Annotated in this window: 18 protein-coding genes; 1 reads left to right on the top strand and 17 read right to left on the bottom strand. The window is 65.8% G+C overall.

What is annotated here, in order from left to right; translation table 11 throughout:
* Positions 1–73 precede the first annotated feature (73 nt).
* Positions 74–1,321: a hypothetical protein gene (locus ACFCYE_RS04085; RefSeq protein WP_376176517.1), complete on the top strand. Its 1,248-nt coding sequence runs from the start codon at positions 74–76 to the stop codon at positions 1,319–1,321.
* A gap of 6 nt (positions 1,322–1,327) precedes the next feature.
* On the opposite strand, the gene ACFCYE_RS04080 is transcribed toward ACFCYE_RS04085, so the two are convergent.
* From ACFCYE_RS04080 to ACFCYE_RS04000, 17 genes are all read right to left on the bottom strand, one after another.
* Positions 1,328–6,550: a hypothetical protein gene (locus tag ACFCYE_RS04080; RefSeq protein ID WP_376176515.1), complete on the bottom strand. Its 5,223-nt coding sequence runs from the start codon at positions 6,548–6,550 to the stop codon at positions 1,328–1,330.
* 423 nt (positions 6,551–6,973) lie between these two features.
* On the bottom strand, positions 6,974–8,212 hold the full coding sequence (locus ACFCYE_RS04075) for an ROK family protein (RefSeq protein WP_376176513.1): 1,239 nt from the start codon (positions 8,210–8,212) through the stop codon (positions 6,974–6,976).
* On the bottom strand, positions 8,209–10,602 hold the full coding sequence (locus tag ACFCYE_RS04070) for a glycoside hydrolase family 2 TIM barrel-domain containing protein (protein ID WP_376176511.1): 2,394 nt from the start codon (positions 10,600–10,602) through the stop codon (positions 8,209–8,211). Before ACFCYE_RS04070 ends, ACFCYE_RS04075 begins: the two co-directional genes overlap by 4 nt.
* Positions 10,599–11,240, bottom strand: a complete 642-nt coding sequence (locus ACFCYE_RS04065) for a YesL family protein (RefSeq protein ID WP_376176509.1) — start codon at positions 11,238–11,240, stop codon at positions 10,599–10,601. The genes ACFCYE_RS04070 and ACFCYE_RS04065 overlap by 4 nt, the downstream gene beginning before the upstream one ends.
* A 68-nt stretch (positions 11,241–11,308) precedes the next feature.
* A complete protein-coding gene (locus ACFCYE_RS04060; protein ID WP_376176507.1) occupies positions 11,309–12,865 on the bottom strand; it encodes an extracellular solute-binding protein in 1,557 nt (518 codons plus the stop codon).
* Positions 12,866–12,944: 79 nt separating this feature from the next.
* Positions 12,945–13,940 (bottom strand): carbohydrate ABC transporter permease, encoded by a 996-nt coding sequence (locus tag ACFCYE_RS04055; RefSeq protein ID WP_376176505.1) that lies wholly within the window; start codon positions 13,938–13,940, stop codon positions 12,945–12,947.
* 7 nt (positions 13,941–13,947) lie between these two features.
* Positions 13,948–14,889: an ABC transporter permease gene (locus ACFCYE_RS04050; RefSeq protein ID WP_376176503.1), complete on the bottom strand. Its 942-nt coding sequence runs from the start codon at positions 14,887–14,889 to the stop codon at positions 13,948–13,950.
* A 116-nt stretch (positions 14,890–15,005) separates the two neighbouring features.
* The gene (locus ACFCYE_RS04045; protein WP_376176501.1) at positions 15,006–16,001 is read right to left on the bottom strand and encodes an arabinan endo-1,5-alpha-L-arabinosidase; all 996 of its coding nucleotides are present in this window, start codon (positions 15,999–16,001) and stop codon (positions 15,006–15,008) included.
* Positions 15,998–17,497 carry an alpha-N-arabinofuranosidase gene (locus ACFCYE_RS04040; protein ID WP_376176499.1) on the bottom strand — a complete coding sequence of 500 codons (1,500 nt, stop codon included), beginning with the start codon at positions 17,495–17,497 and terminating at the stop codon, positions 15,998–16,000. Before ACFCYE_RS04040 ends, ACFCYE_RS04045 begins: the two co-directional genes overlap by 4 nt.
* A gap of 85 nt (positions 17,498–17,582) precedes the next feature.
* Positions 17,583–18,254, bottom strand: a complete 672-nt coding sequence (locus tag ACFCYE_RS04035; protein ID WP_376176498.1) for a YesL family protein — start codon at positions 18,252–18,254, stop codon at positions 17,583–17,585.
* On the bottom strand, positions 18,251–19,540 hold the full coding sequence (locus ACFCYE_RS04030; protein WP_376176496.1) for an arabinan endo-1,5-alpha-L-arabinosidase: 1,290 nt from the start codon (positions 19,538–19,540) through the stop codon (positions 18,251–18,253). Before ACFCYE_RS04030 ends, ACFCYE_RS04035 begins: the two co-directional genes overlap by 4 nt.
* Position 19,541: 1 nt before the next feature.
* Positions 19,542–20,474 carry a carbohydrate ABC transporter permease gene (locus tag ACFCYE_RS04025; RefSeq protein ID WP_376176494.1) on the bottom strand — a complete coding sequence of 311 codons (933 nt, stop codon included), beginning with the start codon at positions 20,472–20,474 and terminating at the stop codon, positions 19,542–19,544.
* A gap of 37 nt (positions 20,475–20,511) precedes the next feature.
* Positions 20,512–21,414, bottom strand: coding sequence for a carbohydrate ABC transporter permease (locus ACFCYE_RS04020; protein WP_376176493.1), 903 nt, complete (start codon positions 21,412–21,414; stop codon positions 20,512–20,514).
* A gap of 83 nt (positions 21,415–21,497) precedes the next feature.
* On the bottom strand, positions 21,498–22,820 hold the full coding sequence (locus tag ACFCYE_RS04015; protein WP_376176491.1) for an ABC transporter substrate-binding protein: 1,323 nt from the start codon (positions 22,818–22,820) through the stop codon (positions 21,498–21,500).
* A 181-nt stretch (positions 22,821–23,001) separates the two neighbouring features.
* Positions 23,002–24,255, bottom strand: coding sequence for a family 1 glycosylhydrolase (locus tag ACFCYE_RS04010; RefSeq protein ID WP_376176489.1), 1,254 nt, complete (start codon positions 24,253–24,255; stop codon positions 23,002–23,004).
* 3 nt (positions 24,256–24,258) lie between these two features.
* The gene (locus tag ACFCYE_RS04005) at positions 24,259–25,149 is read right to left on the bottom strand and encodes a carbohydrate ABC transporter permease (RefSeq protein WP_376176487.1); all 891 of its coding nucleotides are present in this window, start codon (positions 25,147–25,149) and stop codon (positions 24,259–24,261) included.
* The gene (locus ACFCYE_RS04000) at positions 25,146–26,096 is read right to left on the bottom strand and encodes a carbohydrate ABC transporter permease (RefSeq protein WP_376176485.1); all 951 of its coding nucleotides are present in this window, start codon (positions 26,094–26,096) and stop codon (positions 25,146–25,148) included. Before ACFCYE_RS04000 ends, ACFCYE_RS04005 begins: the two co-directional genes overlap by 4 nt.
* Positions 26,097–26,228: the final 132 nt, after the last annotated feature.

Here is a 26,228-nt window from a genome sequence, read left to right as displayed (position 1 = left end):
ATCACGATTGGATATCGGCCAGAATCGACACGACCGACGTTTGCCATGTCCGCCCACCGGCCGAGGAGCCCCCATGACCGCAACGATCGCCGCGGACCGTGAAGTCTGCCTCTGGGTAACCCCGAAGATCTTCCGCGACGTCACTGCCCCCGCTCCCGAGATCACGGCTTTCTTCGAGCACTACGCCGGATGGGCGGGGCCGGGCGACCGACTCGTCGTCACATTCTGCACCGGCAACGGCGACCATGTACTCGCCTACCGTGGACCGGAACACGAGGCAGATTCTTTCGACTGGGCGCGCTACAACTGTTACGCGGGCGAGGACGTCGGACACCATGAGCACAACCGTGACTGGCTCAGCCGTGTGAGGGAGGGCGGCGAGCGCTCGCATAATCCCTACAGCGCGGGCCCCATGTTCGTACTCTCCGAGCAGACAATGGATTACCGCACCCTGCGAGGTATCTACGCGGCGTTCCGCGCGGAAGCTGCGCGACGAAGCATCGAACTCGTGCTTCTGGAGTACCTGGAGCCGGGCCCCGAATTCTGCCGGAGCGTATGGAAAACACATCTGCACCCGGAAGGCGCCCTGGGGTCGGCCGACGCTGGCGGAAACATCGCCACCGGCGTCATCGATGTGACTGCGGCGCTGCACGGCGATGATCGGACCTACGCGGCATTCCCCACCGGGATCGACGATGGCCTCATCTGCGGCGACTTCGTCGCTGCCCAGGCCGGCGCTTTTGTGAGGGACTTCGATCTCGACGGCGTCTTCCTCGGCAATCAGTTCGGCCTTCTCGGCTTCTGGGACCCTGCGAACGCCCCCGAACCGACGCCGGAGCGTCGCCGGGGGATCACTCGGTTCTTCGAACAGACCCGAGTGGCGTTGGGAGATCGGCTCGTCTATTGGATGGACAGCTATTGGCCTGCCGACATCGAGGACTCCGCCTGGGCCATGAGCGAGGAGAACTACTTCCTGCTCGACGCGATCATGGTCTGCAACTTCGCGGTGCTCGTGGAGCGGACCCAGGTGCGCCCGAATCTGCGCTCCCGTTTCGCGCTCCGCGAGCGTTCGGTGCCTCAACGCCGACCTGCCCCGAAGGTGCTGTTCTCCTTCGATTTTGTCGACCCGTGGTACTGGTACCGCACATACCTCGACGATCGGCGCACCTGGCTCTTCCAGCACGAGGTGTTCCGCGACACCGGGTTCGACGCCGACGGGGTCACGTTCTTCGCGAACGACACCTTCGGCCATTTCGTGTGGCCGGACGCACTCGCCGAGACCCGAGAGGTCATCCGATCGGCGAGCGCACCGCTCCTCTGATCCCGCTCAGCCGACCGGCTCGATGCGCACATCATCCACCCGAAACATGCCGGAGGATCCGCGCAATCCGAACTGCAGGACGAGCCGGTCGATCGCGGCGGACGACGTCGTCAACTCGGTCTCGAACGAACGCCACTCCCCCGGTCCCGTTGCGGCCTCGCGCAGCCAGAACCGCGTCTCTGCTCCCCCGGTGGATCCGCTGAAGCCCCGGGTGAACAGGTACGCGCCGACATTCGGGGTGTACGCATACTCGGTGAGTTGATATCGCAAGCTGATTCGATACGTCGACGAGGGCGCAGCAGAGACCGGGATCGTGCTCGTCGCATTGGTGAACCATACATTGTGCGCAGTGCTCAGCGTGGCGTCGACGCTCGACAGCACGAGCGCCTCACCATCGAGCGTCGCAGCATAGGTGGATGGCGTTCCGGATGCGCGTGCCGACGACCAGCGCACTGCGGCGCCGCTGCCGAAGTCCTCGACGAACACCTGTACGAGCACGCCCTTGGCGGCCTCGAGTCGAGCAACCAGTGCTGTTCGATCCGCCTCGGGAGCCGCGGCCGCGGCCGCGGCCGCGATCGCGTCGACCTCGGCGAGGAACGCCGCGACGCTCGCCTCGGTGTAGCCGGACAGATCCGTTGCACGGGCGTCGGCGATGAGCGCGTCGAGCAGATCGACGGGCTCGACGTGAAGGTCGTCGACGCGGAAGGATCCGGTCGCGCCGCGAAGCCCGAGTTGCAGTACGAAGTGATCGATTTCCTGCGAGCTCGTCGTCAGCAGCGTCGAGAAGGAGTCCCACTCGCCCTCCGCCGTGTCACTCTGTTGCAGCCAGAATCGCTTCTCCGCCTCGGGAGCCGTCGACCCGCTGTACCCGCGGACGAAGAGGTATGCTCCGACCGACGACGCGTAGCTGTAATCCGTGAGCTGGTAGGCAAAGGAGATTCGATAGGTCGTCTCAGGGGCCGCGTCCACCGGGACCGTGCTGGCGCCGTTCGTGAACCACATGTTGTGAGATGCCGACTTCTCCGTGCCGGCATTCGCGATCAGTAGCGAACCGGATCCGGCATGCGCCGCATCCGCGTCGTCGTCGATCGTCTGCGTGTAGGTCGACGGAGTCCCACTCGCCTGCACGCCAGACCATCGATTAGCAGTCTCCGACTCGAACCCGTCGATATAGAGCTGCACGAGCAGACCGTAAGCATCGGCGAGCCGTCGTGCGAGCGCTGCATGGTCCGCTCCTTCCTCTGCTGCCGCAGCCTCGACCGCGGCTACTTCGTCGAGGAAGGCGGCACCGCTGGGCGCCGTGTATCCGGTCAGGTCGAGGGCCCGTGCCTGTGCGATCAGGTCGGCGAGCGGATAGCCCGCAGCGGACACCGGGTCGCTGACCGACGTGACCGCGCCGAACTCGTCGAGTGCGGCGATCACGTACCAGCCGTTCGCGCCGACCAGCGTCGTGCTGATCCCGGTGTCGGTGATGCCGTCAGCGACGGCCTCCCAGCCATCGCTGCGCCGCGGGTCCTTCCTCGCGGTGCGTGCGTCAGTCGTGGCGTAGACGCGGAACGCGGATGCCGTCTCGGGACGCGTCCACACCAACTGCACCTGTTGCTCATCCTGACGGAGACCGGCCACCACGTCTTCCCCGTCGATCGACGTCACGCGCACGCCCACGGCCGCCACAGACTCCGTCGCCACAACGCCGGCCTGCGATGCGCCACTAGTCCAGAGGGCGATCTGCCCGACTCGGACCCAGGCTCGGCCGTCGGCGGAGACGTAGGCGATCACGCGCTGGCCGGATGCGTCGCGATCGAGGCGCAGGTGCGGATAGTCGCTCCCGTTGTAGCCGTCCAGGGCAATTGTCCGAGGCGATGTCTGATCGGTGCGCTTGCCGGTGACCGTGCCCGCGGAACCGATCAGGTTCACCCTGGTGTCCAGCGTGCGCACGCGCAGTTGGAGGGATCCATCTGCGGTGGCACCAAGGTACACATATGGTGAGGTCGCCTCTGTTCCACCGCGCACTGTGAGTCCGGCGACGTCGCCACTGTGCTCGGTGAGCTCCGCGCTCAGGGTGTAGCTGCCCGCACGCGACTGGGTGATCTGGGCGAGAGCATCCTCGCTGAACCGGTCATAGATGTTGTAGTCATCCCCTGCGCCGTATCCGGCTCCCTCGGCGCTCGAGATCGAGATCTGCTTGCCCTTGACCTCGTAGCGGGGGTCGCCGACATCGCCGACGGGCGTCTGCTCCCAGTCGCCGGACAAAGCTTTGCCGTCGACGCGGATCTGCACGGGATCGGAGGCCGCGGCTTCGCTCCCGCCGTTCACGGCGACGACGCGGTACCGGTAGGTGCCGTCTCGCCCTGGCTTCTCGTCGAGATACACAGATCCCGTGACCCCGCGGGCCACGGCCTTGAACTTGCCTCCGCCGGATGCCCGCTCCACCCGGTACTCCGTAGCACCGGGACTCAGCCTCCACGAGACGGCGACGCTTTCGTCGGAGCCCGCCAGCGCGACGGCATCCACCTGCTGCGGTGCCTGCGGGAGGCGATCGGCGTCCTCGATCGAGAGCACCACGGCCGTCTGCGACGGCACCGACACAGCACCGTTGCGTACCGTCAAGGTCTTCCCCGAAACGAGATCGAGAACGCTGGATGCTTGCACCCCGGCAGGCAGTGCGACGTCGAGGCGCTCAGCGTTGCCGTACTGCTCACGCGTGGTGTTCACAGCGAACAGGTAGTCGCCGTAGACGGCCCGGATCAGATTCGGATACCCGGAGTACGGGTTGTCGACAACGAAGTTGTCACGATCCACCGTGCCGACACCGGGCTGGTAGGTGATCGGGACGACCTGGCCAGCGCGGGCGTTCCCCGCACGCGGCCCGTCAGAGTCCGGGTCGACGAGGATCGGGTTGGCGACGGCATCCGCGATCACGGTCGTCTCCTGATACTCGAACTCACCGGAGGTCGCGATCTGCACCATCTGTTCCTGGCCATCGCTCTGAACGTGCAGCCGCCCATTGGCGAGGTAGCCGTAGTTGCGCATCGCCAGAGATCCGAGAATGGTGTTCTCCCCGTCACGCACCCGGACGAGGAGGTTGTCGATGTCGACCCACGCGGTGCGCTCGTCGAGGGCGTCTCGGGCGACGCCGAGCTCGGCCAGTTCCTCATCCGAGTAGAGCTGCAGATCGGTGTTCGGCAGAACGACACCCGCCCCAGCCTCGCCGAGCGCCGCCTCGCGACCGCCGTTGAGCCAGGCCCAGGACTCGGGAACGCGATGATCCTTGTTCATCTGCGCGACAGCCCGCGTGCCGCTCGCAAAGTAGGGGAAGTACTGGTTATCTGCAAGCTGCTGCTGCATGAAGCCAACACCTTCGGCCGCGTACTCCCAATACTCGTCCCATTCCTCACCCTGGTAGAGTTCGGCGTTCTCAGCCATGTGCTCCTCGAGCGCCACATAGAGCATGCCGAGGTTCGCGTTGGTCTCCGTGGCGTACGCGGTCTTGCCGGGGTACGCCGTATTGCGGTCGTCGACGATCTGCTCCATGAACATGGCCCGGTCGCCCGACGCCGTCACGCCCTGATAGCGCGTCAGACCGCGCGAATGCAGATTCTTCAGTGCCTGTCGGAGAAGCTCGGCATTGATCGCCTCGTCGCCAGCGTGGCCCCAGGTGCGCCAAAAGTAGGTGGGAATCCAGTTGGCCGTCTCGCCGTAGCTGCCCACGTAGTGGTTCTCTCGTAGCAGCGCCTCGTCGGTGATCGAGAGGTATTCGGTGCCGTACGGCTCCCGGCGCACGACGTTCCCGTCGTTGTCGAACTTGCTCTGCGCAAGGCCGCGCATCACGATGTCCAGGAAGTCGTCTGTGTACTCGACGTTGTCATCGTGGTTGAACAGACCGTGGGAGAGATCGAGTTCCTGCCCGTCGGGCCCGACGAGCACCTCCTCCCCGAGATAGGGCGACAGGCCCCAGATCTCGCGCAGGATCTCGTGGCTGCGGTCGCGGCCTTCATAGTATTCGGAATCGATCACCCGCAGACCCTCATGCGAGCGCCAGGCACCCTCGTAGTTGTAGTGCACCTGATTCGAGATGTACGACAGTCGTGAGCGGGCGAAGTCGAAGTTGGCCTTCATGACGCGCTCCCATGCCTCGAACCGGCTGAGTTCGCCGCCCTGAGCATCGACGCCCGCGATCGAGTTGTCGCCGTCGACCGTTCCGGTAACCAGGGGTTCTGCAAGGAACGTCTCGAATGCCTCACGTCCGAGAACATCGCCATCTGCGATCACGTTCTCCACGATGTAGAGCGCCTCGCCGAGTTCGGCGTAGTACCCGCCCCAGTCAGACTGATGCCCGCCGCTGCCGAGGCTCTTCACATCGCCGTAATAGCGGATGGTGTAGCGGTCGATGACGGCGAAGATCCGGGACAGCGCACTCCGCTTCTGGGCATCCGTGGTGTCCGGAGACCACTCACTCACCAGCGCCTCGGCGTAGTACCGCAGTTCGTCGGCGTACTTCTGGATGTCCGGGATGCCGGAAGGGCTGGTGTCGATCTTGTTGGCGATGGCCGCGACACGCGCCAGCTGCGCCGCACGGTATCCGTCGATCGAGGACTGCTCCTCCGCATCGCTCCAATCATCGGCGGCGGAAACCCCGCTGAGCGCGGCCCGACCCGACTCGTCGATAAGCGTCGCAGAGGCCTCCACATGGGTGGTCAGGTCGAAGTACGTGCGCGAGCTCGTCGCCGCGAGGGCTGTTGCCGCTGCAGCCGCTGTGCGGACGGTGATCTGCACAGAGGAGCGCCCCTGCGTGACCTCCAGCGGGAGCAGGGTGGTCGCGGTGTATTGACGTCCAGGTAGGCCGGCGCCGAAGCCGGGGTTGATCGACTCGTAGTCTCCCGCCGCAAAGTAGTTGATGTATTGGCCGTCGACGAGGAGATTCGTCCGCAGCGCGGAGGCCTCATCGCCGGAGTACGTCATGCTCAGGTAGTTCTGCGCCGCCGAGTCGACCTTCACAGTGACGACGAGATCGCCGAGCCTGTTCTGCAGCGGAGACAACGGCTGTGCGGTGCGGGTCGTTGTTCCCTCAGCGTCGCCGAGGACACTTCCGTCGCTGCGGAACGCATGCGCCTCTTCGGAGTCGGGATCACCGAACACCACACGATCGACGATGCCCCCGCTGTACGACGTGGGAGCAGGGCGGCTTCCGGCTACGTCGGCGGTGGCCGCAGTGGGAGAAGCCGCCATTAGGACTGAGAGGACGACGGCCGCAGAAACCATCCACGCGACACCGATCGTCCCCCATGAACGCTTTCGAAGTAAGCGAGGCGTGGTCTGACCGTGCACGGGATCTCCTTCGATCGAGCCGTCGACGTATGCAGGGCTTGTTTGGAAAGCGCTATCCTGCAACTAGTTCCAAACGCTAGTGCCTGAAGTGCATTGAGTCAACACCCGGGCCGAGGCCGGGGGGGGGGGGGGACACCCTCGGGCGGTGTCCGCGTGTTCAGTGTCAGTAGATCGAGGTCGACCTCACAACATGGACGTGCGTTTCGTCTCGCTCCGCTCGCTCAACGAACGACGGGGAGAGGACACCCGCACCCTCTGGCCGTTCGTTTGAGCGATGACGCTGCAGGCGACCGAGTCGAAACGCGCCAACGGCTGAGAGTCGTGTCAGAGCGCGACCGTGATGCGCGACGTCAGCAGCCCGGCATCCACCAGCGAACGCTCCAGGGCGATCATCGCGATGCCCGAGGCGACCGGGTTGCCGCGCACGGTCGATACTTCGAGCGCGAGCGCCGTACCGGCCCGTCCAGGCGATTGCTCGCGCATCCGCTGCGCGGCCGGCGGCAGCAGCAGGTCTCCCAGTGCCCACGTCGTCCACCCGGTCAGCGTGATGACCTCGGGATTCACGATCGCGACGAGGTCGGCGAGCGCCGAACCGAGGTAGTAGGCGGTGCGTGCGACGGTCTCGCGCGCCGCGGCATCCTGTTCCGGCTCGGCCACGGCAGCGGCGAGCGCCATGATGAAGTCCCGCTGCATGTCGACATCGGCGAGGGGATGCTGGGGGGCGAGTTCGCGCAGCGTCTGCTGAATGCCGGGCACACCGATGTACGCCTCGACGCAGCCCCGACGCCCGCAGCGGCACAGTCGTCCGTCCAGCTGCAGCAGCGAGTGCCCCCACTCGCCCGCGGAGTTCGTCGAGCCGCGCAGCACCCGGCCCTCCAGCACGATCCCGGCGCCCACGCCGGTGCCGAGGTTGACGGTCGTCATGCTCGACGCCGACCGCCCTCGACCGAGCCAGAGTTCGGCGGCGACCATGGCCTTGAGGGGGTTGTCGATCACGAGCGGAAGGCCGACCCGCTCGCGCAGATGCTCCAGTTCGACGCTGCGCCACTCCCAGTTCGGGACGACCACGGCGATGCCGGTGGGCTCCTGGATGAGCCCGGGAAGCGAGATGCCGACGCCGAGGATCCCGTCGCGCGCGACGCCTGCCTGTACGAGCAGATCGTCCAGCACCAGCCCGATGGCTTCGACGATGGAATCCGGATCCAGCAGATGCTCATCGTGCGCGCGCTCGATCTGCGTCAGCGGATTCAGCGACGCGTCGAGCATCACGCCGCGCACGTAGGTCTCGGCGACGTCGAGTCCGACCACGCGGCCACGCTCGGCGTTGATCGCGAGCACGGCCGTCGGTCGCCCGACCTGGCCGGCCGTGGTCTTCGTCTCGACGATGATCCCGCGGTCGATGAGCTCACCGGCGATCGTGACCACGGTCGCCGCACTCAACCCGGTCTTGTGGGCGATGTCGTTCCGGGTCGTCTCCCCCGCCGACAGCACGGCGTGCAGGACATCCACCATCGAATCGCTGCGGATGTCTCTCGACGTCCGCCGCGGCATCGCACCCCTCATAGCTGAACCGTAACAGCCTCGATGCCGGTCCCGCTGATGCGGACGCTGGTCTGCTCCCCCTCGCGCACATAGGCGATCAGCCGTCCATCGCGCGTGCGGCGCTCCAGGCTCCGGTAGGCCGTGACGTCCGCGAGATCGCCGTTCTCCAGCCCGAGCAGCCTGCCGCCATGCACCTCGACCGCGACCGACGCCTCCGCCGCGGCGACCGCCCCGTCGCGGTCGAGCAGCGCGCACTCGATCTGCACGACGTCGTCGATGTCGATTCCGGCTGCCCGGCATCGCCTGGCGGCATCCTCCGGCGCACGCCAGAGGGCAGCCGCCAGTCTCACCGGATCACCGGCGGGACGCAGCTCGTCCGTCGCCACGACGCGTCCGGCGTCCGCCACTTCCAGCCTGAGCACCGCAGCGGATGCCGAGGCCACCGCCCCCCAGTAGCCGCCGTCTTCGTCGAACTCCAGCGGCACGTCAGCGCCGTCGATCGAGAGTCGCGGCCGGCCGCCGCCCACGAAGGCGAGCACCTCGATCACGCCGTCGCCGGCCGCCCACTGCCGGGAGACCGGATGCCGCCAGAACGCCTTCCGGTCGGCATCCGGCTCGTGCGCACGCACAGCGAGATGCGCGGTCGGCTGATCGGACCACCAGCTGCGACGGAGGTGCCACTCGTGCTTCGGGAACCCGGCGAGGGTCAGCAGACCAGCCCCGGAACCGTGGACCGGCCAGCCGTGCGCCTCACCGAGGTAGTCGATCCCGGTCCAGAGGAACTGGCCTGCGATGAACGCGTTGTCGACGACCGCACGCCACTCGGCGTAGCCATGCCCGTTCTCGCTGCCGACGAACGGCTTGCCGGGGAAGCGCGCATGATCCTCGGCGTAGAGATGCTCCTTGTAGTTGTACCCGACGACGTCGAGGTCGTCGAGCAGACCCGTGCGGCTCGACAGCTCGGGGAATGCGGCCGCGAACGTGACCGGCCTGCTCGGATCGGCGTCGCGGACGATCTCACCGAGCCGACGGGCGATCGTGGTGAGACGGCGGACGTCGGGGCGACTCGGATCGTAGACGCGCTCCTGAGCCGGCTTGTTCGCATCGTTGTTGCCGGTCATCTCCTCGAACAGTTCACTGGCGTAGGGATCGTTGGGATAGTCGATCTCGTTGCCGATGCTCCACGCGATGATCGATGGATGATTGCGATGCGCGGCGATCATGTCGCGCAGATCGCGCTCGTGCCAGAGCGGGAAGTGCGTCGCATACCCCTCGTGCTTCGGCGGGTACACGTTGTGCCCATGCCACCATTTGTTCTTGGGGCTCTCCCACTCATCGAACGCCTCGTCGATCACGAAGAAGCCGAGCGCATCGCACAGCGCGTAGAGCACGGGATCGTGCGGGTTGTGCGCCATCCGCACCGCGTTGCACCCCATGTCCTTGAGGGCGAGCAGTCGTCGCAGCCACACCTGGGCTGGCACGGCGACACCCAGGCATCCGGCATCCTCGTGCAGGCAGACGCCCTTGAGCGTCCGCGGTTCGCCGTTGACGAGAAGCCCGCGATCGGGGTCGAAGACGACCGACCGGATTCCGACGACGTCGCTGCGGTCGATTCGTCCCTGCCCGTCGGTGGTCCGCCAGGTGACGATCGTCGTGAGCCGGTACAGCGACGGCTCGGCATCCGACCAGAGCTGCGGATGCGGCACGCGCCCTTCGACGGCGAGCTCGAGCGATGCCCCGGCCGGTATCTCCAGGTCTCTCTCGAACACGTGCTCGTCCCCCGAGGAGAGCGAGTGGAGTTCGTGACGCACACGCACGTCCGCCGCCTGACCGAGGTCGCTGACCACGGTCTGCGCGATGCGGATGACCGCGGACCGGCCGGTGACGCCCGTGGCGGTGAAGGCCGTGCTCTGCGCGGCGACACGGAGCGGACCGTGCACCTCGAGTACGACAGCGCGAGTGATGCCGGAGCCGTTGTACCAGCGGGAGTCCGCGATCTCGGTGCGATCGACCCGCACGCTGATGACGAGATCGTCGTCAGGGGCGTAGGAGACGACCTCGGTGAGATCGAACGAGAACGGCACGTGCCCGTTCGGTCGGCCCCCGAAGTGGTAGCCGTTGACCCAGACGTCCGCATTCTTGTAGACGGCGCCGAAGGACAGGAGGATGCGGGATCCGTCGATGCGCTCGAGCGCACTCAATGACACGTGGGCGCGGTACCAGCCGATTCCACCAGGAAGGTAGCCGGTGCCGCTGGAGTGCTCGGGAGAGAAGTCCTGCTCGACGCTCCAGTCGTGCGGCACGATGACCTCGCGCCAGGTCGAGTCGTCGAACCCCTTGGCCCATGCCTCGCTGTGGTCGGCGAGCGCGAAGCGCCACCGCGCCACGCGCATCGTCTCCGCGCCGCTCACGCGGCACCGGCCGCGGGGGTGTAGCGGGCGAACACCCTGGTGAACACGACGGCGTGAACCACGGCGAGACCTCCGAAGCCGATGAGGAGCCAGAACAGCCCGTACCCCGTGACCTGCGGGGAGAAGACGCTCACCACGATCACCAGCACCGTGATCGCGAGCACGGCCAGTGCAGCGAGCGGATGGCGCAGCCCGATCAATCGGGCATTGCGGAGCACGTCCCGCGTCGAGTCGTCGAAGGTGGCGAGGTAGGGGAAGACGAAGAGGACGGACGTCGCGGCGATGAAGAGCAGCACGAACCATCCGCCGAGCAGCAGGAACTGCAGCACGGCATCGCTCACCAGCTGCGTGACGACGAAGTACCACGCGGCGAAGGCGCCTCCGACAGCCAGGAGGATCAGCGCGATGGCCGTCGCCTGGCGGAAGTCGCGCCGGAACGCCGTGAAGTAGTCACGCGTGACCGAGTGGTCGGTGCCGGCCACGATGCGCATGGCGGTGGCGTTCAGCGCCGTGAGCGACGCGCCGATCGTCACGAGCGGCAGCGATGTCACGATGAACAGGAAGTTGAGAATCATGACGTCGGCGATGCGCGTCAGGGTGCGCATGAGCGCGGAGTCGGCGGCGAAGATGCCCGGCATTGATCGATCCCCTCTGTCGAAGAAGTGGACGGAGCCGGGTGGGCCGTTCGACCCACCCGGCGAAGTCCTCACTCGAAGTCCTGCTCCTCGGCCCAGGTGTCGATGTCCGCCTGCAGCGAGTCGCGGGCGTCTTCGTAGCCCGCGTCGATCAGCTTCTGCCGCATCTCCTCGATCGCCGTCGCCGGGTCCTCGAACTTGCCGTACTGCAGCTGCGGGATGTACTCCGACAGCACGGCGCCCATCGCGGCGAGCGTCGGATCGATCATGCTCTTGTCGATGATCAGCGTGGAGTACGGGTACTCCTTGGCGACCTCGTCGAGCGCTGCGTAGATCTCGTTCTTGTTCGGAGCCTCGGTGACCCGCTGCGGCTCGTACTCATCCATGCGGCCGGCCCAGAAGTTGGATCCGAGCGAGTCGACGGAGGGATCGTAGCCCTCGGGGAATCCGAGCATGCCGTCATCGGTCATGACGTAGTCGGTGCCCTCGATGCCGAAGTTGAGCAGCTCGTACAGCTCCTCGTCGTTGCGCAGTGCGTCGTAGACCTGCAGCGCCTTCTCGGGGTTGCTGGAGTTGGCGCTCACCGCCATCGCGCCGTGCGTGAGGATGTCCTTGTAGACGTTGTCGTTCTCCTGACCCCAGTAGAACATCTTCGGGTCGGACCCCGGCTGCTTCTTCGTCATGTTGTCGACGATCGCGCCGATGTAGGTCTGCGTGTGGTGCTGGTCGGCGCCGCTGCGCCCGGCGTAGAACTCCTCGCGGGTGTCGCCGTCGTAGTTCAGGGCGTCCTCGCGCCAGACGCCGATCTCGTTCCACTCGCGTGCCAGCTCGGCCGCTTCGAGCAGTTCGTCACCCTCCATGTAGACCGAGGTGACGGTGGTGGGGTCGGATGCCGAGAGCTGGAACGGCATGTAGATTCCCGCGCTCACCCCCTGCAGCGTGACGAGGTCGGTGTGACCCTGCCAGTAGCCGGTGAGCGCCGCCTCGTTTGCGCCGACGACGTCCCACGGGTACACGTCCGGCTTGTTGTCCTTCACCCACTGGAAGTAGGTCGTGAAGTCCTCGAACCTCGTGATCTCGCCGTTCTCGAACCCCGCTTCGGTCGCCCAGTCGCCGCGGTAGAAGAACCCGTGGTTCGTGTACTGCGTGTAGTTGTCCTCCGGGATGAACATGATCTCGTCGTTCAGCTTGGTGAGATCCCAGTGCCCCTCGGCATCCACCTGCTCCCAGGTCTTGGGCGCGTTCTCCTTGAGCATGTCCTCGGTGAGCGGAAGGAACGCGCCCTTCTCGGCGTTCTCCCACGCGTACAGCCAGTCGGTGGCCGTCGTGATCAGATCGATGTTGTCGTCGCCGGACAGCAGTTGCACGTTGTACTGCGTCTGCCAGTCGGCCCATTCGACGTAGAAGAAGTCGAGGGTCGCGTTGACCTTCTCCTTCAGCTTCGGGTTGAGCTCCTCGAGCATCGCCTCGAGGCGACCGTTGGTGGGCTTGTTGCCCAGAACGAGCATCGTGATCTCTGCGGTCTCGCCGCCTTCTTCGCCGCCGGCCGGTGTGCAGCCGGCCAGCATGGCCGTGCTCAGACCGACGACGGCGACAGCCGCCGCGGACGTGAGGATCCTTCTTTTCATGTGAGACTCCTTCGGCTCAGGGTGAGGGTGGTGCGGGGGTGGCCGGTTGGGCCGGGGGGGGAACGTCAGCGTCAGCGGGTCAGCCCTTGACCGCACCGACCGTGATGCCGCTGACGAAGTACTTCTGGACGAACGGATAGAACAGGAGGATCGGCCCGGTGGCGACGACCGCGCTGGCCATCTTCAGGGTGTTGCTGGGCAGATCGGCGATGCTCACGTTCGCGCCGGCGACCGAGTTGCGCAGGGCGCTGGCCGTGTTGATCACGTTGTACAGGTAGTACTGCAGCGGCTTGAACTCGACGGTGCTGCCCAGATACAGCGAGGACAGGTACCACTCGTTCCAGTACGCGAGAGCGAGGAACAGTCCGATGGTCGCCAGAGCGGGCTTCATCATCGGCAGCGTGAGCTTCGCGAAGATGCGGAAGTCGCCGGCGCCGTCGATCTTGCCGGATTCGACGATCTCGTAGGGCACCGTCTTCATGAAGTTCTTCATGAGGATGATCAACCACGGCGTCATCAGCAGCTGCAGGAACACCGCCAGGTACGTGCCGCGCAGTCCGAGGTCGCGACCCACCCAGAGGAAGGTCGGCGCGAGACCGGCGGAGAACAGCGTCGTGAAGTAGATGAAGAACGAGATCTGATTGCGGAACGGGAAGTCCTGCCGGTACAGCGCGTAGCCCGTCATCGCGATCACGAAGAGGCCGATCGCGGTACCGAACACCGTCATCGAGACGGTGACGACATAGGCGCCGATGATCTGACGCGGCGCCTGGAAGATCAGCTCGTAGGCGGCGAACGTGAACTCCTTCGGCCACAGTCCGAAGCCGTCGGAGCGGATCGCCGATTCGCTGGAGAACGAGGCGGACACGATCAGGACGAACGGCAGCAGGCAGAACAGCGCGAACAGCGTGATCCACACGTAGGAGATCCCGCGCAGCCAGCGGTCGCTCGTCGACAGCTTGATCGCGCGCGGCTTGGGCGACCGGTCGAAGAGGCTCTTGCCCTTCTTCGGCAGCAGCAGGGTCCTGGTCGCGCCGGTGTCGGTGTCGGTGAAATCCGCGGCCGGTGCGGTCATGGTGACATCAGAAGAGGGCATAGTCCTTGTTCATCCTTCGCACGATCCAGTTCGCCGTCATGACGATGGCGAAGCCGAAGAGGGATTGGTACAGCCCCACAGCGGTGGAGGTCGTGAAGTTGTTCTGCGACATGACCATCCGGTACACCGAGGTCTCGATGATGTCGGTGGTCGAGAAGAGCGCCGCGTTGTTGCCGACGAGGTTCCAGAACAGCCCGAAGTTGCCGCTCATGATGCCGCCCAGCGAGAACAGGAACAGGATGATGAAGGTCGGCTTGAGGCTCGGCAGGATGACGTACCGGATGCGCTGCCACGCGGATGCCCCGTCGATCTCAGCGGCTTCGAACAACCCCTTGTCGATGCCCATGATGGCCGCGAAGTACACGATCGATCCGTAGCCGGTGCTCTGCCAGAGGTGGACCACGATGATGATGAGCGGCCAGATGCCGGCCATGCTGTAGATCTTGATCGGGTCGCCGCCGGTCTGCTCGATCAGCGTGTTCAGGGCGCCGGTGTCGTAGTTCAGGATGTTGAAGGCGATCACGCCGATCAGCACGACCGAGATGAAGTACGGCAGGAACATGATGCCCTGCGTGATCTTCTTGAAGAACTTCAGCCGGACCTCGTTGAACATGATGGCGATCGCGATCTGCAGGATGTTCCCGAGCACGATGAACGCGATGTTGTAGAGGATCGTGTTGCGAGTGAGGTCCCACAGCATCCCCGACTTGATCAGGAACTCGAAGTTCTTCAGCCCCACGAACGGGCTGCCGAAGATGCCGTCGCGGTAGTTGAAGTCCGTGAACGCGATCCAGATCCCGGGGAGCGGGGCGTAGTTGAACACGAGGAAGAACGCGATCGCCGGAACGCACATGAAGATCAGCACTCGGCTGCTCTTGATCTGCCCCCACAACGATTTGCGTCGACGTGGTGTCTGCGTCAGTGCCATCCTCCGCCTCTCTGCGGTCCTGGCGTCTCCGTCGACACCATGGATGAACAGGGATAAAACTAACCCCTGATTTAACTACCCGCAAAGCTAGCAGACAGGGCGCATCCGGCCAAGGACTATTTCTCGGCGGGCACGACGGGCCAGCCGTCCTGCCATGTGATCGGCCGCAGGCCGAGGGTCGGGATGCCGCCGGAAGTCCCGTCATAGAAGTGGAAGGCGAGGGTGTCATCCCACACCGACTGCCCGCCGGGTCCGATGCGATCCCCCTCTGAGGTCAGCACGAGCGTGCCGCCGTCGTCAAGGAGCGCTCCCCCATCGGCATCCAGATAGGGGCCGGTCACGGCAGCCGAACGACCGACGATGATCTCGTACGTGCTGTCGGTGCCCCTGCAGCAGAAGCCACGGGACGCGAACAGGTAGAACGCGCCGTCGTGCTGGACGACGTACGGCGCTTCGATCGCGTTCTCGGCGAGGCCGCGATCCGCGATCGTCACCGGCTCCGACTCATCGGCGCGCAGCCCGCTCGGCCATTCGAGCGGCACGATCTGCAGACCGGACGAGAACGAACCGAAGGCCATCCACGGGTCTCCGTCGCCGTCCTCGACGATGCCGGCGTCGATCGCGTTGTAGTCGGTGCCCGCCGAGGCGATCACCTCGCCGCGATCGACCCACTCGTAGTCCGGGTCATCGGGATCGAGCGTGGTGTTCGTCGCGAGCGCGATCACCGAGGTGTTGCTGCCGAAGGTCGAGGCCGAGTAGTAGAGGTACCAGATGCCGTCGTGTTCGAAGAGCTCCGGCGCCCAGAGGTTGTCGACGCCCGGCACGGCATCCGACAGCCAATCCGGCTTGGTCTGCCAGACCTCACCGGCGTACTCCCACTCCGCGCCGTCGTCGGACGTGCGGATCTGGATGTTGCCGTCCGCGATCTGCCCGTTGCCGGTCGAATACACGAAGTATCCGTCATCGGTGACGACGTAGGCGGGGTCGTGGACGAAGAGGTCGCCGGACAGTTCGGGCGCGACCGCCTCGGCGGGGGCGCACCCGACCAGTGCAGCGGCCGTGGCGAGGATCACGGCCGATGCACCGGTCAGGCGCAGCGTGAGGATGCTCACGCGAGGGCGATCGCCGACCATGAGACGGGCGGCAGCGTGACGGTGAGCGCGCCGTCGGCGAGGACGGCGCCGTCGAGCTGCTTGAGTCCGACGCGGTTCTGGTCGGTGAGCGTGTTCTTGGCGTACACGTCCTCGTCCCAGACGGTGACGGCCTCGGCGACGGTCGTGGCGCCGAGCTCCGCCACGTCGACCGTGACCGTGATCGCCTCGGTCTGGCTGCGGTTCACGAGGAACACGGCCGACTCGGTGCCGTCGGTCGTCACGACCGAGTCGACCAGCGAAGCCTCGCCGTAGACCTTCGTCTCGTACGTGCCGGCGTCGATGCGGGGCTTGAGGATCTCGCCCTTCGCCAGCCGCGAGGTCACCGAGAACGGGAAGAACGTGGTCTGACGCCAGGCGTCCCCGCCCGGCTCGGTCATGATCGGCGCGATCACGTTGACCAGCTGCGCCAGGGATGCCGAAGCGACGCGGTCGTGGTTCTTCAGCAGCGTGATCATCAGGTTTCCGAGGACCACGGCATCCGCCACGGAGTAGACGTCCTCGAGCTGACGGGGAGCGATGCGCCACTCGTCGTTGACCTCGTCGGAGGCCTGGTGCTCGTCGAGGTACCAGATGTTCCACTCGTCGAACGAGAGCTTGATCTTCTTCTTCGACTTCAGCTTGTTGCCGACGTGATCGGCCGTCGCGACGACCGTCTCGATGAAGTACTGCATGTCCAGCGACGAGGCGAGGTAAGAGCCGAGGTCGCCGCCGCGCTCCTGGTAGTAGGCGTGGCAGGAGATGTAGTCGACGTGGTCGTACGCGTGCTCGAGCACCGTGCGCTCCCAGTCGCCGAAGGTCGGCATCGACGAGCTGGACGAGCCGCACACGACGAGCTCCAGCGACCGGTCGGCGGTCTTCATGGCCTGCGCGGTGCGGGCCGCGATCTTGCCGTAGTCCTCGGCCGTCATGTAGCCGGTCTGCCACGGACCGTCCATCTCGTTGCCGAGGCACCACATCTTGATGTCGTGCGGCTCCACGGTGCCGTTGGCGATGCGCTGATCGCTGAGCGCCGTGCCCGACGGGTGGTTGCAGTACTCGAGCAGATCGAGCGCCGCCTCGATGCCGCGGGTGCCGAGGTTCACGGCCATCATCAGCTCGGAGCCGGTCAGCTTCAGCCAGCGCGAGAACTCGTCGACGCCGACCTGGTTGGTCTCGATCGAGTGCCACGCGAGATCGCGGCGCACCGGCCGCTGGTCGCGCGGTCCGACCGAGTCCTCCCAGCGGAACCCGGAGACGAAGTTGCCGCCCGGGTAGCGGATGGTCGAGGATCCGAGTTCGCGCACGAGGTCGACGACGTCCATGCGGAAGCCGTCCTCGTTGGCGGTCGGGTGGCCCGGTTCGTAGATGCCGTCATAGACGCAGCGGCCGAGGTGCTCGACGAAAGAGCCGAAGATCCGCCGGTCGAGCGGTGCGACGACCGCAGTGCGGTCGACGGAGATGCGTGCCTGAGTCACGTTCTTTCCTTCTCTGGGACAGGCCGCGCTGCGGGCAGCACGGCGTGCGGGTAGTGGGTCTGGAGGTGCGAAGCGGGATGCCGACTCAGTCGGCGTCCTCGATGCGATCCAGCCGCGCGTCGATGAGACGCACGGCGATCACGAGCGGGACGGCGATGCCCGCCAACGGCAGCAGCACCGGCAGGATCGAGACGATCAGCGCCCAGGCGACGACGGCGACGAGCACGCCGATGCTCATCACGAGCGACGTCGGCGGCAGGACCAGCGCGTAGCGCAGTACGGCGATGGCGCCGTCGTCGTACCGCGACAGCAGCGTGATCGCGACCGCGAAGGTCGTGACCGCCGCGATCAGCAGCGCACCCGTGAACACCAGGAGCACCGCCGACACGGGACCTGCGAGCTGCGGGAGCACGGCCAGATCGGCCGCGAACAGGATGCCGACGGTCCAGAACGGGATGCCTGCTCTGTTCGCCCGCCAGAACTCGGAACGATACGTGGTCCAGAAGGTTCGCACGAGCCCTTCTTCGGCCGCGCCGAGGATGACCTCGTTGCGGCGCAGCACCGCGGCAGCGGCGACGGCCGCCGGCATCACGCCGAGCAGGACCAACCCGGCGAGCGCGCCGAGCAGGAACATGACGTTGACGGCGACCAGCGCTGTCACGACCCGCAGCCATTGCATGACGCGGCCGGTCCAGCCGAGAGCCACCTCGTCGGAACCGTTCTCGATCATCGTCGTCCGGGCAGTCGTGACGCTCATGACGCCACCTGCTGCGATCCCGTCCAGACGACGCCGGACTCGTCGATGCCGGCGAAGGCCAGAACCGCGCACTGCGCCACCGGATCCCATGCGCCGAATACGACGCCGTCCAAGGACGAGGAACCGGATGCCGCGGTGAGCACGAGCTCCGCGGCGACGGCTTCGCCGGCGCTCGAGATCGGCGCGGTCAGCTGCACGCGCTCGGCCTCGATGAGCCCGGCCTCCTCCGGCGCGAAGCGAACGGCGTTCCACCGCCCCGAGACGGATGCCGCGGCATCCAGTGCCTCGGCGGCAGAACCCGCGTACGGGTACGGGGAGACCAGCGGCCAGCCGCTGCGCGTCCAGTGCACGCGCCTGATCTGGGCCTCATGCCTGGTCGGCGCGTCCGCGAGGCGCACGTGGTGCACCATGAAGGTCGCGTCCCCGTCGCGGAAGATCGAGTTGTGGCCCGGCGCGATGAACCCGGTGCCGTTCGGGAATCGGTGGCCGCCGAGCACCTTCGTACCGACGACGACCGCCTGCTCGGCGGTCGGGTCGGTGAGGTCGTTGCCCGCGGCATCCCGATACGGACCGGTGATCTCATCCGCGACGCCGACCCGGACGCTGTACGTGTTCACGAGAGAGTCGTACGAGACGAACAGGACGAAGCGGTCCTCCTCCGGTCGGTACACGACGTACGCGCCCTCGATCGCACCGTCGACGTTCGACGGACGGCGAGCGATGAGCACGCCCTTCTCGTCGCGCACGCGCATACCCGTGTCGAGGGACAGCTCGACGATGTGGATGCCGTCGAAGAACGACCCGTAGATCATCCATGCGCGGCCGTCGCGGTCGAAGGTGATCGCCGCATCGATCGCGTTGTGGCCGTCACGATCGTGCTGGGTCGCGACGACGATGCCCTGATCGGTCCACGGACCCGCGAGCGAGTCGGCTGTGGCCAGGCCGATGGCCGAGGTCCGGGAGCCGAACGTGGATGCCGAGTAGTACATGTGCCACCGGACGGACCCGTCGGCCGCCGGCCAGCGGACGACCTCCGGCGCCCAGAGGCCCTGGGCTCCGCTCCACTCGCGCGCCGGTGCGGGGACTTCGCCGAGCGCCGTGCCGTGGAAGGACCACGTCACCAGGTCGGGCGAAGTGCGCACGTGGGCGCCCACCGGGATGCCGCTGACGTCGGCTGCGGCATCCGTGGAGAACATGTACCAGAGGCCGTCGTCGCCGCGGACCACCGTGGGGTCGTGCGCGTTGCGCGCGCCCCACGTGCTCGGGTCGCTGGTGGCAGTGCTCATGTCAGCCCTTCGATCCGCTCAGTGCGACCGACTCGATGATCTGACGCTGGAAGATCAGGAACACGACGAGCACCGGGATCAGCGCGATGAACGACGCCGCCATGATCAGCGGGTAGTCGGTCTGGCTCGCATAGGTGGCGTTGAACGTCGCGATCACCAGCTGCAGGGTCTGCTTCTCCGGCGAGTTCAGGTAGATGATCGGCGCGAGGTAGTCGTTCCAGACCGCCATGAACCACAGGATGAACTGCGCGGCGATCGCGGGACGGATCACCGGGAAGATCAGTCGGAAGAAGATCCGCAGGTAGCCGGCGCCGTCGAGCTTGGCCGCCTCGATGATCGAGTCGGGGATCGAGCCCAGGTACTGCTTCAGGAAGAAGATCATCACGATGTTGCCGAAGATCCCCGGCAGGATCAGCGGCCACAGCGTGTCGACGAGACCGGCATCGCCGAACATCTTGAACTGCGGGATCATGATCGTCGGGAACGGGATCATGATCGCGGACAGCATCGCAAGGAACACGACGTTCTTGAACGGCAGACGCATCTTCGCGAAGGCGAAGGCCGCGAGCGACGACGTCACCGCGCCCACCACCGTCACGCTGACGGACACGATGATGCTGTTCATGATGCCGCTCGCGAGCGGGCCGGCCGTCCACACCCGGAGGTAGTTCTCCCACTGCACGGGGTCGGGGATCCACTGCGGCGGAAGGGCGAACACCGCCTCACGCGTCTTGAGAGAGGTGCTGAAGGTCCACAGCAGCGGCGCGATCATCACGATGCCGCCGATGGAGAGGACGACCGTGACGATCACGTTCATCATGCGGTACGAGCGCGAGCGCATGCCCACCGCGTCCGCGGAGTTGCCGTTGCCCTTGCCGATCGGGTTACGGGGCAGGCCACGGCGGCGCGCGACCTCGGGAACGACGGTGGTCATGGTTCCAGGAGCTGGAGCTGTCTGAGTCATGGCTGCCTCACTCGATCGAGAACTGGGAGCGACGGTTCATCTGGAACTGGATCGCCGTGACGACGAAGACCAGGATGCCGAGCACGACGGACATGGAAGTCGCGTAGCCCATCTGGAGGTAGTTGAAAGCCTTCTGCCAGATGTACCAGACGATGGAGGCGGTGGAGAATTCGGGGCCACCGGTGGGGGTCATGATGTTGATCTCGATGAAGATCTGCGCGCCGCCGATGATGCTCGTGACGACGAGGAAGAAGGTCACCGGCTTCAGCATCGGGATGGTGATGTGCCGGAACTGCGAGAGCGTACCCGCGCCGTCGATCGCTGCCGCCTCGTAGAGATGGCGCGGGACGGACTGGAGGGCCGCGAGGTAGAGCAGCATCGAGAATCCGAGGCCCTTCCACACCGACATGATGATGATGGCCGGCTTGGCGGTCGCGGCATCCTGCAGCCAGTTCGGTCCGTCGATCCCGAAGATCGCGAGGACCTGGTTGACCAGGCCGAAATCGCCGTTGTACGCCCACTGCCAGAGGATGGCGACGGCGGCCAGCGACGAGATCACGGGCACGTAGTACACGGTGCGGAAGAACGTGGTGCCGCGCATCTTGCGGTTCAGCGCCAGCGCCAGCAGCAGCGACAGGAGCAGGCCGATCGGGATGCCGATCATCATGAAGATGGTGTTGCCCATCGCCTGCCAGAAGTAGCGGTCGCCCATCATCTCGACATAGTTGTCGAGACCGTTGAAGACCGGCTCGCTCAGGCCGTTCCACTTCGTGAAGGAAGCGTAGACCGCGAAGATCAGCGGGTAGGCGATGAAGATCAGGAAGCCGAGCGCCGGGGCCGCGATGAATGCGACGGCCGCCAGGTGTTCACGGCGGTGCAGCCGGGATCGACGAACAGTCGTCGTGGACATGGTCACCTCAGTGGGTCGGGGACGGGCAGGTGGGCCCCGGGGCCGGCTCGTGCCGGCCCCAGGGGTGTCAGACGTCGGCCGAGTCAGCCGATTCCGGCGTCCGCGTTCGCCTTGTCCAGCAGCTCCTGCATGCGCGGCTTGACTTCTTCGAGGTATTCCTTCGCCGTCTGGTCGCCGTCGAGGACGGGCTGGATGTTCTTGAACAGCTCGTCGTACCACTCGGCGCTGTACGTCGTGTTCGCCGGCAGCGCGCGGCCGTAGTCCTGCGCGACGTCGAGGAACTCCTGCTTGTTGGCCGGAGGCAGCGTGCTGGATGCCACCCACTCGTCCGCCATGTCGATGAGGTTCGGGATCTGCACGCCGGCGTCGACCAGCGACTGCTGCGCCGTCTCATCGGTGGAGAGGTAGATCGCGAGCTCGGTGGCGAGGTCGGCGTTCTTCGTCGTCTCGGAGACGGCGATGCCGAGCGTGCCGATCCAGCTGGCCGGTTCACCCGTGGAGCCGACCGGGTAGGGGATCAGGTCCCACTCGAAGTCGAGCGCCTCGTACGTGGGCACGTCCCACGGCCCGACGGGGAAGAAGCCGATCTGTCCCTGCATCCACCGCTGGTAGGTGTCCAGCGTCTGCGCGTCGGAGGTGGACGGGGTGACGCCGTCGACGAGCGAAAGGTCGGCGAACCACTGCAGCGCCTCGACGAACTCGGGCTCGTCGACGGTGACCTCGGTGCGGTCCTCGTTCAGCCAGTCGCCGCCGTTCGACCACACGAACGGCTGCAGGTTCCACTGGACGTTGAGCCCGGTTCCCCACTGGTCGAGGGTGCCGTCGCCGTTGGTGTCCAGCGTCAGCTTCTTGGCGACGTCGACGAACTCCTCCAGCGTGTAGGGCTTGTCCTTGTCGGGCAGCGGGATGCCGGCCGCGTCGAACATGGTCTTGTTGTAGCCGAACGAGAACGGCCCGATGTCCTTGGGCATGGCGTAGATCGCGCCCTGGCCCATGAGCTGGCCGTCGAAGCGGTAGCTGTCGACGCCGTACTGCCAGAGGTTGTCGAGGTCGACATCCGCCTCGACTGCCTCGGTGATGTCCTTGACGATGCCGGACTTGACGTAGGCCTGAACGCTGCCCGGATCGATGTAGAAGACGTCGGGAATCTGCTTGCCCGTGATCGCGGCCTTGAGCTTGGTCGAGTAGTCATCGGCCGTGGTCATGATGATCTTGACCTTGGCGTCGTGGTCCTTCTCGAACTGCTTGATGGCAGCCGTGTAGGCCTCCTTCTCCGCGTCGTTGCCGCGGAACATGAAGGTGATCTCGTTGCTGGCGCCGCTGTCACCACTGCCACCGGCGCAGCCGGTCAGTGCGGCAGCCGCGACGGCTGCGATGCCGACTCCGGCCAGAATTCGTGACTTCATTGTGCTGTGTCCTCTCGGGGCTGACTTCGATGTCGCCTCGCGCGCTCCCGCTGGTGAGCGCGGTGCGATTCCCAATCGATCTACAACGTTGTAGTAAACGTTGTAGAAGCCATTGTGAACCGACCGTGAACGATTGTCAATCGCGCGGTCGAATCGTTATCGACAGGCTCCGAGAGGGCGCTCAACGCGCGGCGTTGGCCTCGGCATCCCTCGCGTGAAACGCGAATCGATCGGCGACCGGGTTGCGGCGTCGATCGAGTCCATCGGACGACTCGACGAGGTCGTACAGCCCCATCGCGAGCAACGAATCCTCGCGCGGAGTCGACGCGTGCCGATATGTCCATTCGTACATGTCGAACAGCGGCCACCAGGTGTATCCGACGATGTCGACACCCTCAGCGCGCAAGTTCCGGACGCAGGCAACGGACTCGTCGAGCCATGCGATGCGCACCTCGGCGGTGTCGGTCACACAGGTCTCGGAGAGCATGACCGGCGCGCCGTAGCGATCGGCGTAGGTGCGCAGCAACTCGGCGAGCCCGGCGACACCGTCATCGTGCGCCGGCCACGGGTCTACGAACCCACCCGCGTGCGTGATGCCCTCCTCCATCAACTGGGTGGAATGACGCGGGTAGTAGTTGACCCCCATGATGTCCGGCCGCACCGCGTGGTCGCGGAACCAGGTCAGGCGGTCATCGGACACGCCCGTGCGCGCCAGATTCCCCGCGAGCGGGTGGTCGTGGCCGACGCGGCCGGTGACAAGATCCTCCACCAGGAAGGATTGCGCTCGTTGCAGCTCCACGAGTTCGCGGTGTCCGTCGACATCCCCGGCGAAGCGGGCCGTTGCGTCGACGTGGACGAAGGTCGCACGATCGCCCAGGATGTCGGCGATCGCGCGCTGCGATCGGACGAAACCGTCGGCGAGCGCGACGGCGATCGTGTTGTAGCCGTTCTCACCGGTGAGCTTCGGCGGCCAATAGCCGATGTCTCCGGAGAATCGGGCGTGGAGCATGGGCTCGTTGACCGGGGTGTAGTCCGTTGCGATGTCGGCGTACCGCTCGGCAGCGCGCGCTGCGAACTCTTCGAAGTACAAGGGGAAGTCGGGATGCGCGAACTCCCGCTCGATCCACAGCGGAGTCCCGTAATGCAGCAGATCGACGATCGGGCGCACTCCGAGCTCGGCGAACCGTGCCATCACGGCATCGACCCAGCTCCAATCCCAGAGGCCGCGGCCGGGATTCACGCGATGCCACGGGATGCCCCACCGCACGAACTCCGCCCCCACGTCAGCGGCGAGGCCGAGGTCCGCGTGCCACCGCTCGTAGTGCTCCGTCAACGCGTACTCGTCGAGCGCACGCTCCCCCGGCCCGGACTGCGGAATGAATGTGTCTTCGATTCCGAGGCCGAAATGGAGCCTCCCATCAGTGAGCCAGCTCATATGTCATCCTTTCAGTCCAGTCATGGCGACCCCTTCGACGAAGCGACGCTGAACCACGAGGTACAGGATCACGAGGGGAAGTACAGCGATCAGTGCGCCGGCCATCATCACGCCGTACGGCGCCGTCGCCGTCGCCGACCCGGTCACGAGCGCGAGGCCGGCTGTCAGCGGACGCACCTCCGAATCGCTCGTCATGATGAGAGGCCAGAGCAGGTCGTTCCAGTTGCCGACGAACGTGAACAGGGCCATCGTCAGCAAGGCGGGCTTCGTGTTCGGCAGGATGACGGACCAGAAGATGCGGAATTCCCCGGCACCGTCGATCCGTGCCGCGGAGTCGAGATCCCGCGGGAGCGTGATCATGAACTGACGAAGCAGGAAGATGCCGGCGACATCGGCGGCGCGTGGTATCACCAGCCCGATGAACGTGTTCACCCAGCCCAGTGAGGAGGCGATCTGGTAGATCGGCAGCAGCAGCGCCTGGAACGGCACCATCATGGTGGCGATCAGCACGGCCAGCAGGACACCGCGTCCCCGGAAGTCCATCCGCGCGAGGGCGTACGCGGCGAGCGTGTTCAAGGCCAGCGAGCACAGTGTCACCGCACCGGCGAACACGAGCGAGTTCCACGATTGCTGGAAGACCGGCAGTCGCTCGAGGAGCCCTGCGAAATTGTCCAGGGTCACGTGGGACGGGATCAACCGGGGCGGCCACTGGTTCACCTCGCTCTGCGGCGAGAGCGCGGCGAGCGCGATCACCACGACGGGGAACGCCGTGATGAACAGCAGCGCCACGAGACCGATAACCACGAGAACGCGTTCGGCCAACGGCGCGCGAGTGCTCGCGCGTCGGCTCCTGCTGGGGCGGGAGGCCGTCACGACGGCTGCGGTGGTGGTCATTCGAGTTCCTCTTCGTGGCGTGCGTTGATCCGGAGCTGAATCAGACCGAGGACGAGCGTGATGATCAGCAGCAGATACGACAGTGCGGACGCGAATCCGAGCTTGAAGTCGCGGAACCCATCGGTGTAGATGCGATAGACGAGCGTCTCGGTGGCGTGATCCGGGCCGCCCTGGGTCATGACGTAGATCTGATCGAACGCCTGAAAAGCGCCGATGATGGCGAGGATGACGACGAAGGTCATGGTGCTGCGCAGGCCGGGGAGCGTCACCGCTCGGAGAGTCCGCCAGCGCCCGGCGCCGTCGAGACGTGCGGCCTCGTAGAGGTGACGGGGCACGCTCTGCAGACCGGCGAGGAAGATGACCATGAAGTAGCCGAAGTTCTTCCAGACTGCGATCGCCGTGACCGCGGGGAGCGCTGTGGCAGCGTTGCCGAACACATCACCGAGATCGATGCCAGCGAGGCTCGCCCAGTAGGTGACCAGCCCGAGATTCGGATCGAGCAGGAAGCTCCATGCGATCGAAGCCACTGCCATCGAGATCACGAACGGCAGGAAGATCGCGGTCCGGAAGAATCCGCGGAACGGAATGTCATCGCGGTTGAGCAGCAGAGCCGCACCGAGACCCGCGAGGATCACGCCCGGGGCATACATGACTGCATAGAGGAATGTATTGAGCAATGCCCGCAGCACCGGGCCGGAGCCCAGAGCCTCGATGTAGTTGTCGAGACCGATCCAGGTCGGATCACCGAAACCGGACGCATCGGTGAAGGAGGTGATCAGCGCCTGTACCGCGGGCAGCAGAACGAACCCGATGAGGATGAGCAGCGCAGGCGCGAGGAAGGCGTATGCCTTGACCGCGCGTCGTGCGTCAGCTCTGCGCAGTTCGGGACGACGCCCGCCGAGTGGAGCGGGCGGTCGATACCGCCCGGTGGTGGTGAAGGTGGTCATGAGGGGTGCACTCCTGTCGGCGTGGGGGGGGGGGGGGGGGACCCGCGCCGCGCACCCAGGCGACAGAGAAAAGGAAAGCAAACACACAAAAACCAAAAAAGAAAGCAAAAATACGGCTGTGGCAGAAACATT

This window comes from Microbacterium sp. NPDC056234, from assembly GCF_042267585.1.
Classification (GTDB): Bacteria; Actinomycetota; Actinomycetes; order Actinomycetales; family Microbacteriaceae; genus Microbacterium.
The sequence above is the reverse complement of the archived record's forward strand: the minus strand, read 5'-3'. Positions and strand labels throughout refer to the sequence as shown.

Excerpts from the sequence above, each read along its gene's own strand:
- ACFCYE_RS04085 (WP_376176517.1), top strand. The coding sequence starts at position 74 with ATGACCGCAACGATCGCCGCGGACCGTGAAGTCTGCCTCTGGGTAACC.
- ACFCYE_RS04010 (WP_376176489.1), bottom strand. The coding sequence starts at position 24,255 with ATGAGCTGGCTCACTGATGGGAGGCTCCATTTCGGCCTCGGAATCGAA.
- ACFCYE_RS04005 (WP_376176487.1), bottom strand. The coding sequence starts at position 25,149 with ATGACCACCACCGCAGCCGTCGTGACGGCCTCCCGCCCCAGCAGGAGC.
- ACFCYE_RS04060 (WP_376176507.1), bottom strand. The coding sequence starts at position 12,865 with ATGAAAAGAAGGATCCTCACGTCCGCGGCGGCTGTCGCCGTCGTCGGT.
- ACFCYE_RS04075 (WP_376176513.1), bottom strand. The coding sequence starts at position 8,212 with ATGAGGGGTGCGATGCCGCGGCGGACGTCGAGAGACATCCGCAGCGAT.
- ACFCYE_RS04020 (WP_376176493.1), bottom strand. The coding sequence starts at position 21,414 with ATGTCCACGACGACTGTTCGTCGATCCCGGCTGCACCGCCGTGAACAC.
- ACFCYE_RS04015 (WP_376176491.1), bottom strand. The coding sequence starts at position 22,820 with ATGAAGTCACGAATTCTGGCCGGAGTCGGCATCGCAGCCGTCGCGGCT.
- ACFCYE_RS04025 (WP_376176494.1), bottom strand. The coding sequence starts at position 20,474 with ATGACCACCGTCGTTCCCGAGGTCGCGCGCCGCCGTGGCCTGCCCCGT.
- ACFCYE_RS04080 (WP_376176515.1), bottom strand. The coding sequence starts at position 6,550 with ATGGCGGCTTCTCCCACTGCGGCCACCGCCGACGTAGCCGGAAGCCGC.
- ACFCYE_RS04000 (WP_376176485.1), bottom strand. The coding sequence starts at position 26,096 with ATGACCACCTTCACCACCACCGGGCGGTATCGACCGCCCGCTCCACTC.
- ACFCYE_RS04030 (WP_376176496.1), bottom strand. The coding sequence starts at position 19,540 with ATGAGCACTGCCACCAGCGACCCGAGCACGTGGGGCGCGCGCAACGCG.
- ACFCYE_RS04055 (WP_376176505.1), bottom strand. The coding sequence starts at position 13,940 with ATGACCGCACCGGCCGCGGATTTCACCGACACCGACACCGGCGCGACC.
- ACFCYE_RS04035 (WP_376176498.1), bottom strand. The coding sequence starts at position 18,254 with ATGAGCGTCACGACTGCCCGGACGACGATGATCGAGAACGGTTCCGAC.
- ACFCYE_RS04065 (WP_376176509.1), bottom strand. The coding sequence starts at position 11,240 with ATGCCGGGCATCTTCGCCGCCGACTCCGCGCTCATGCGCACCCTGACG.
- ACFCYE_RS04050 (WP_376176503.1), bottom strand. The coding sequence starts at position 14,889 with ATGGCACTGACGCAGACACCACGTCGACGCAAATCGTTGTGGGGGCAG.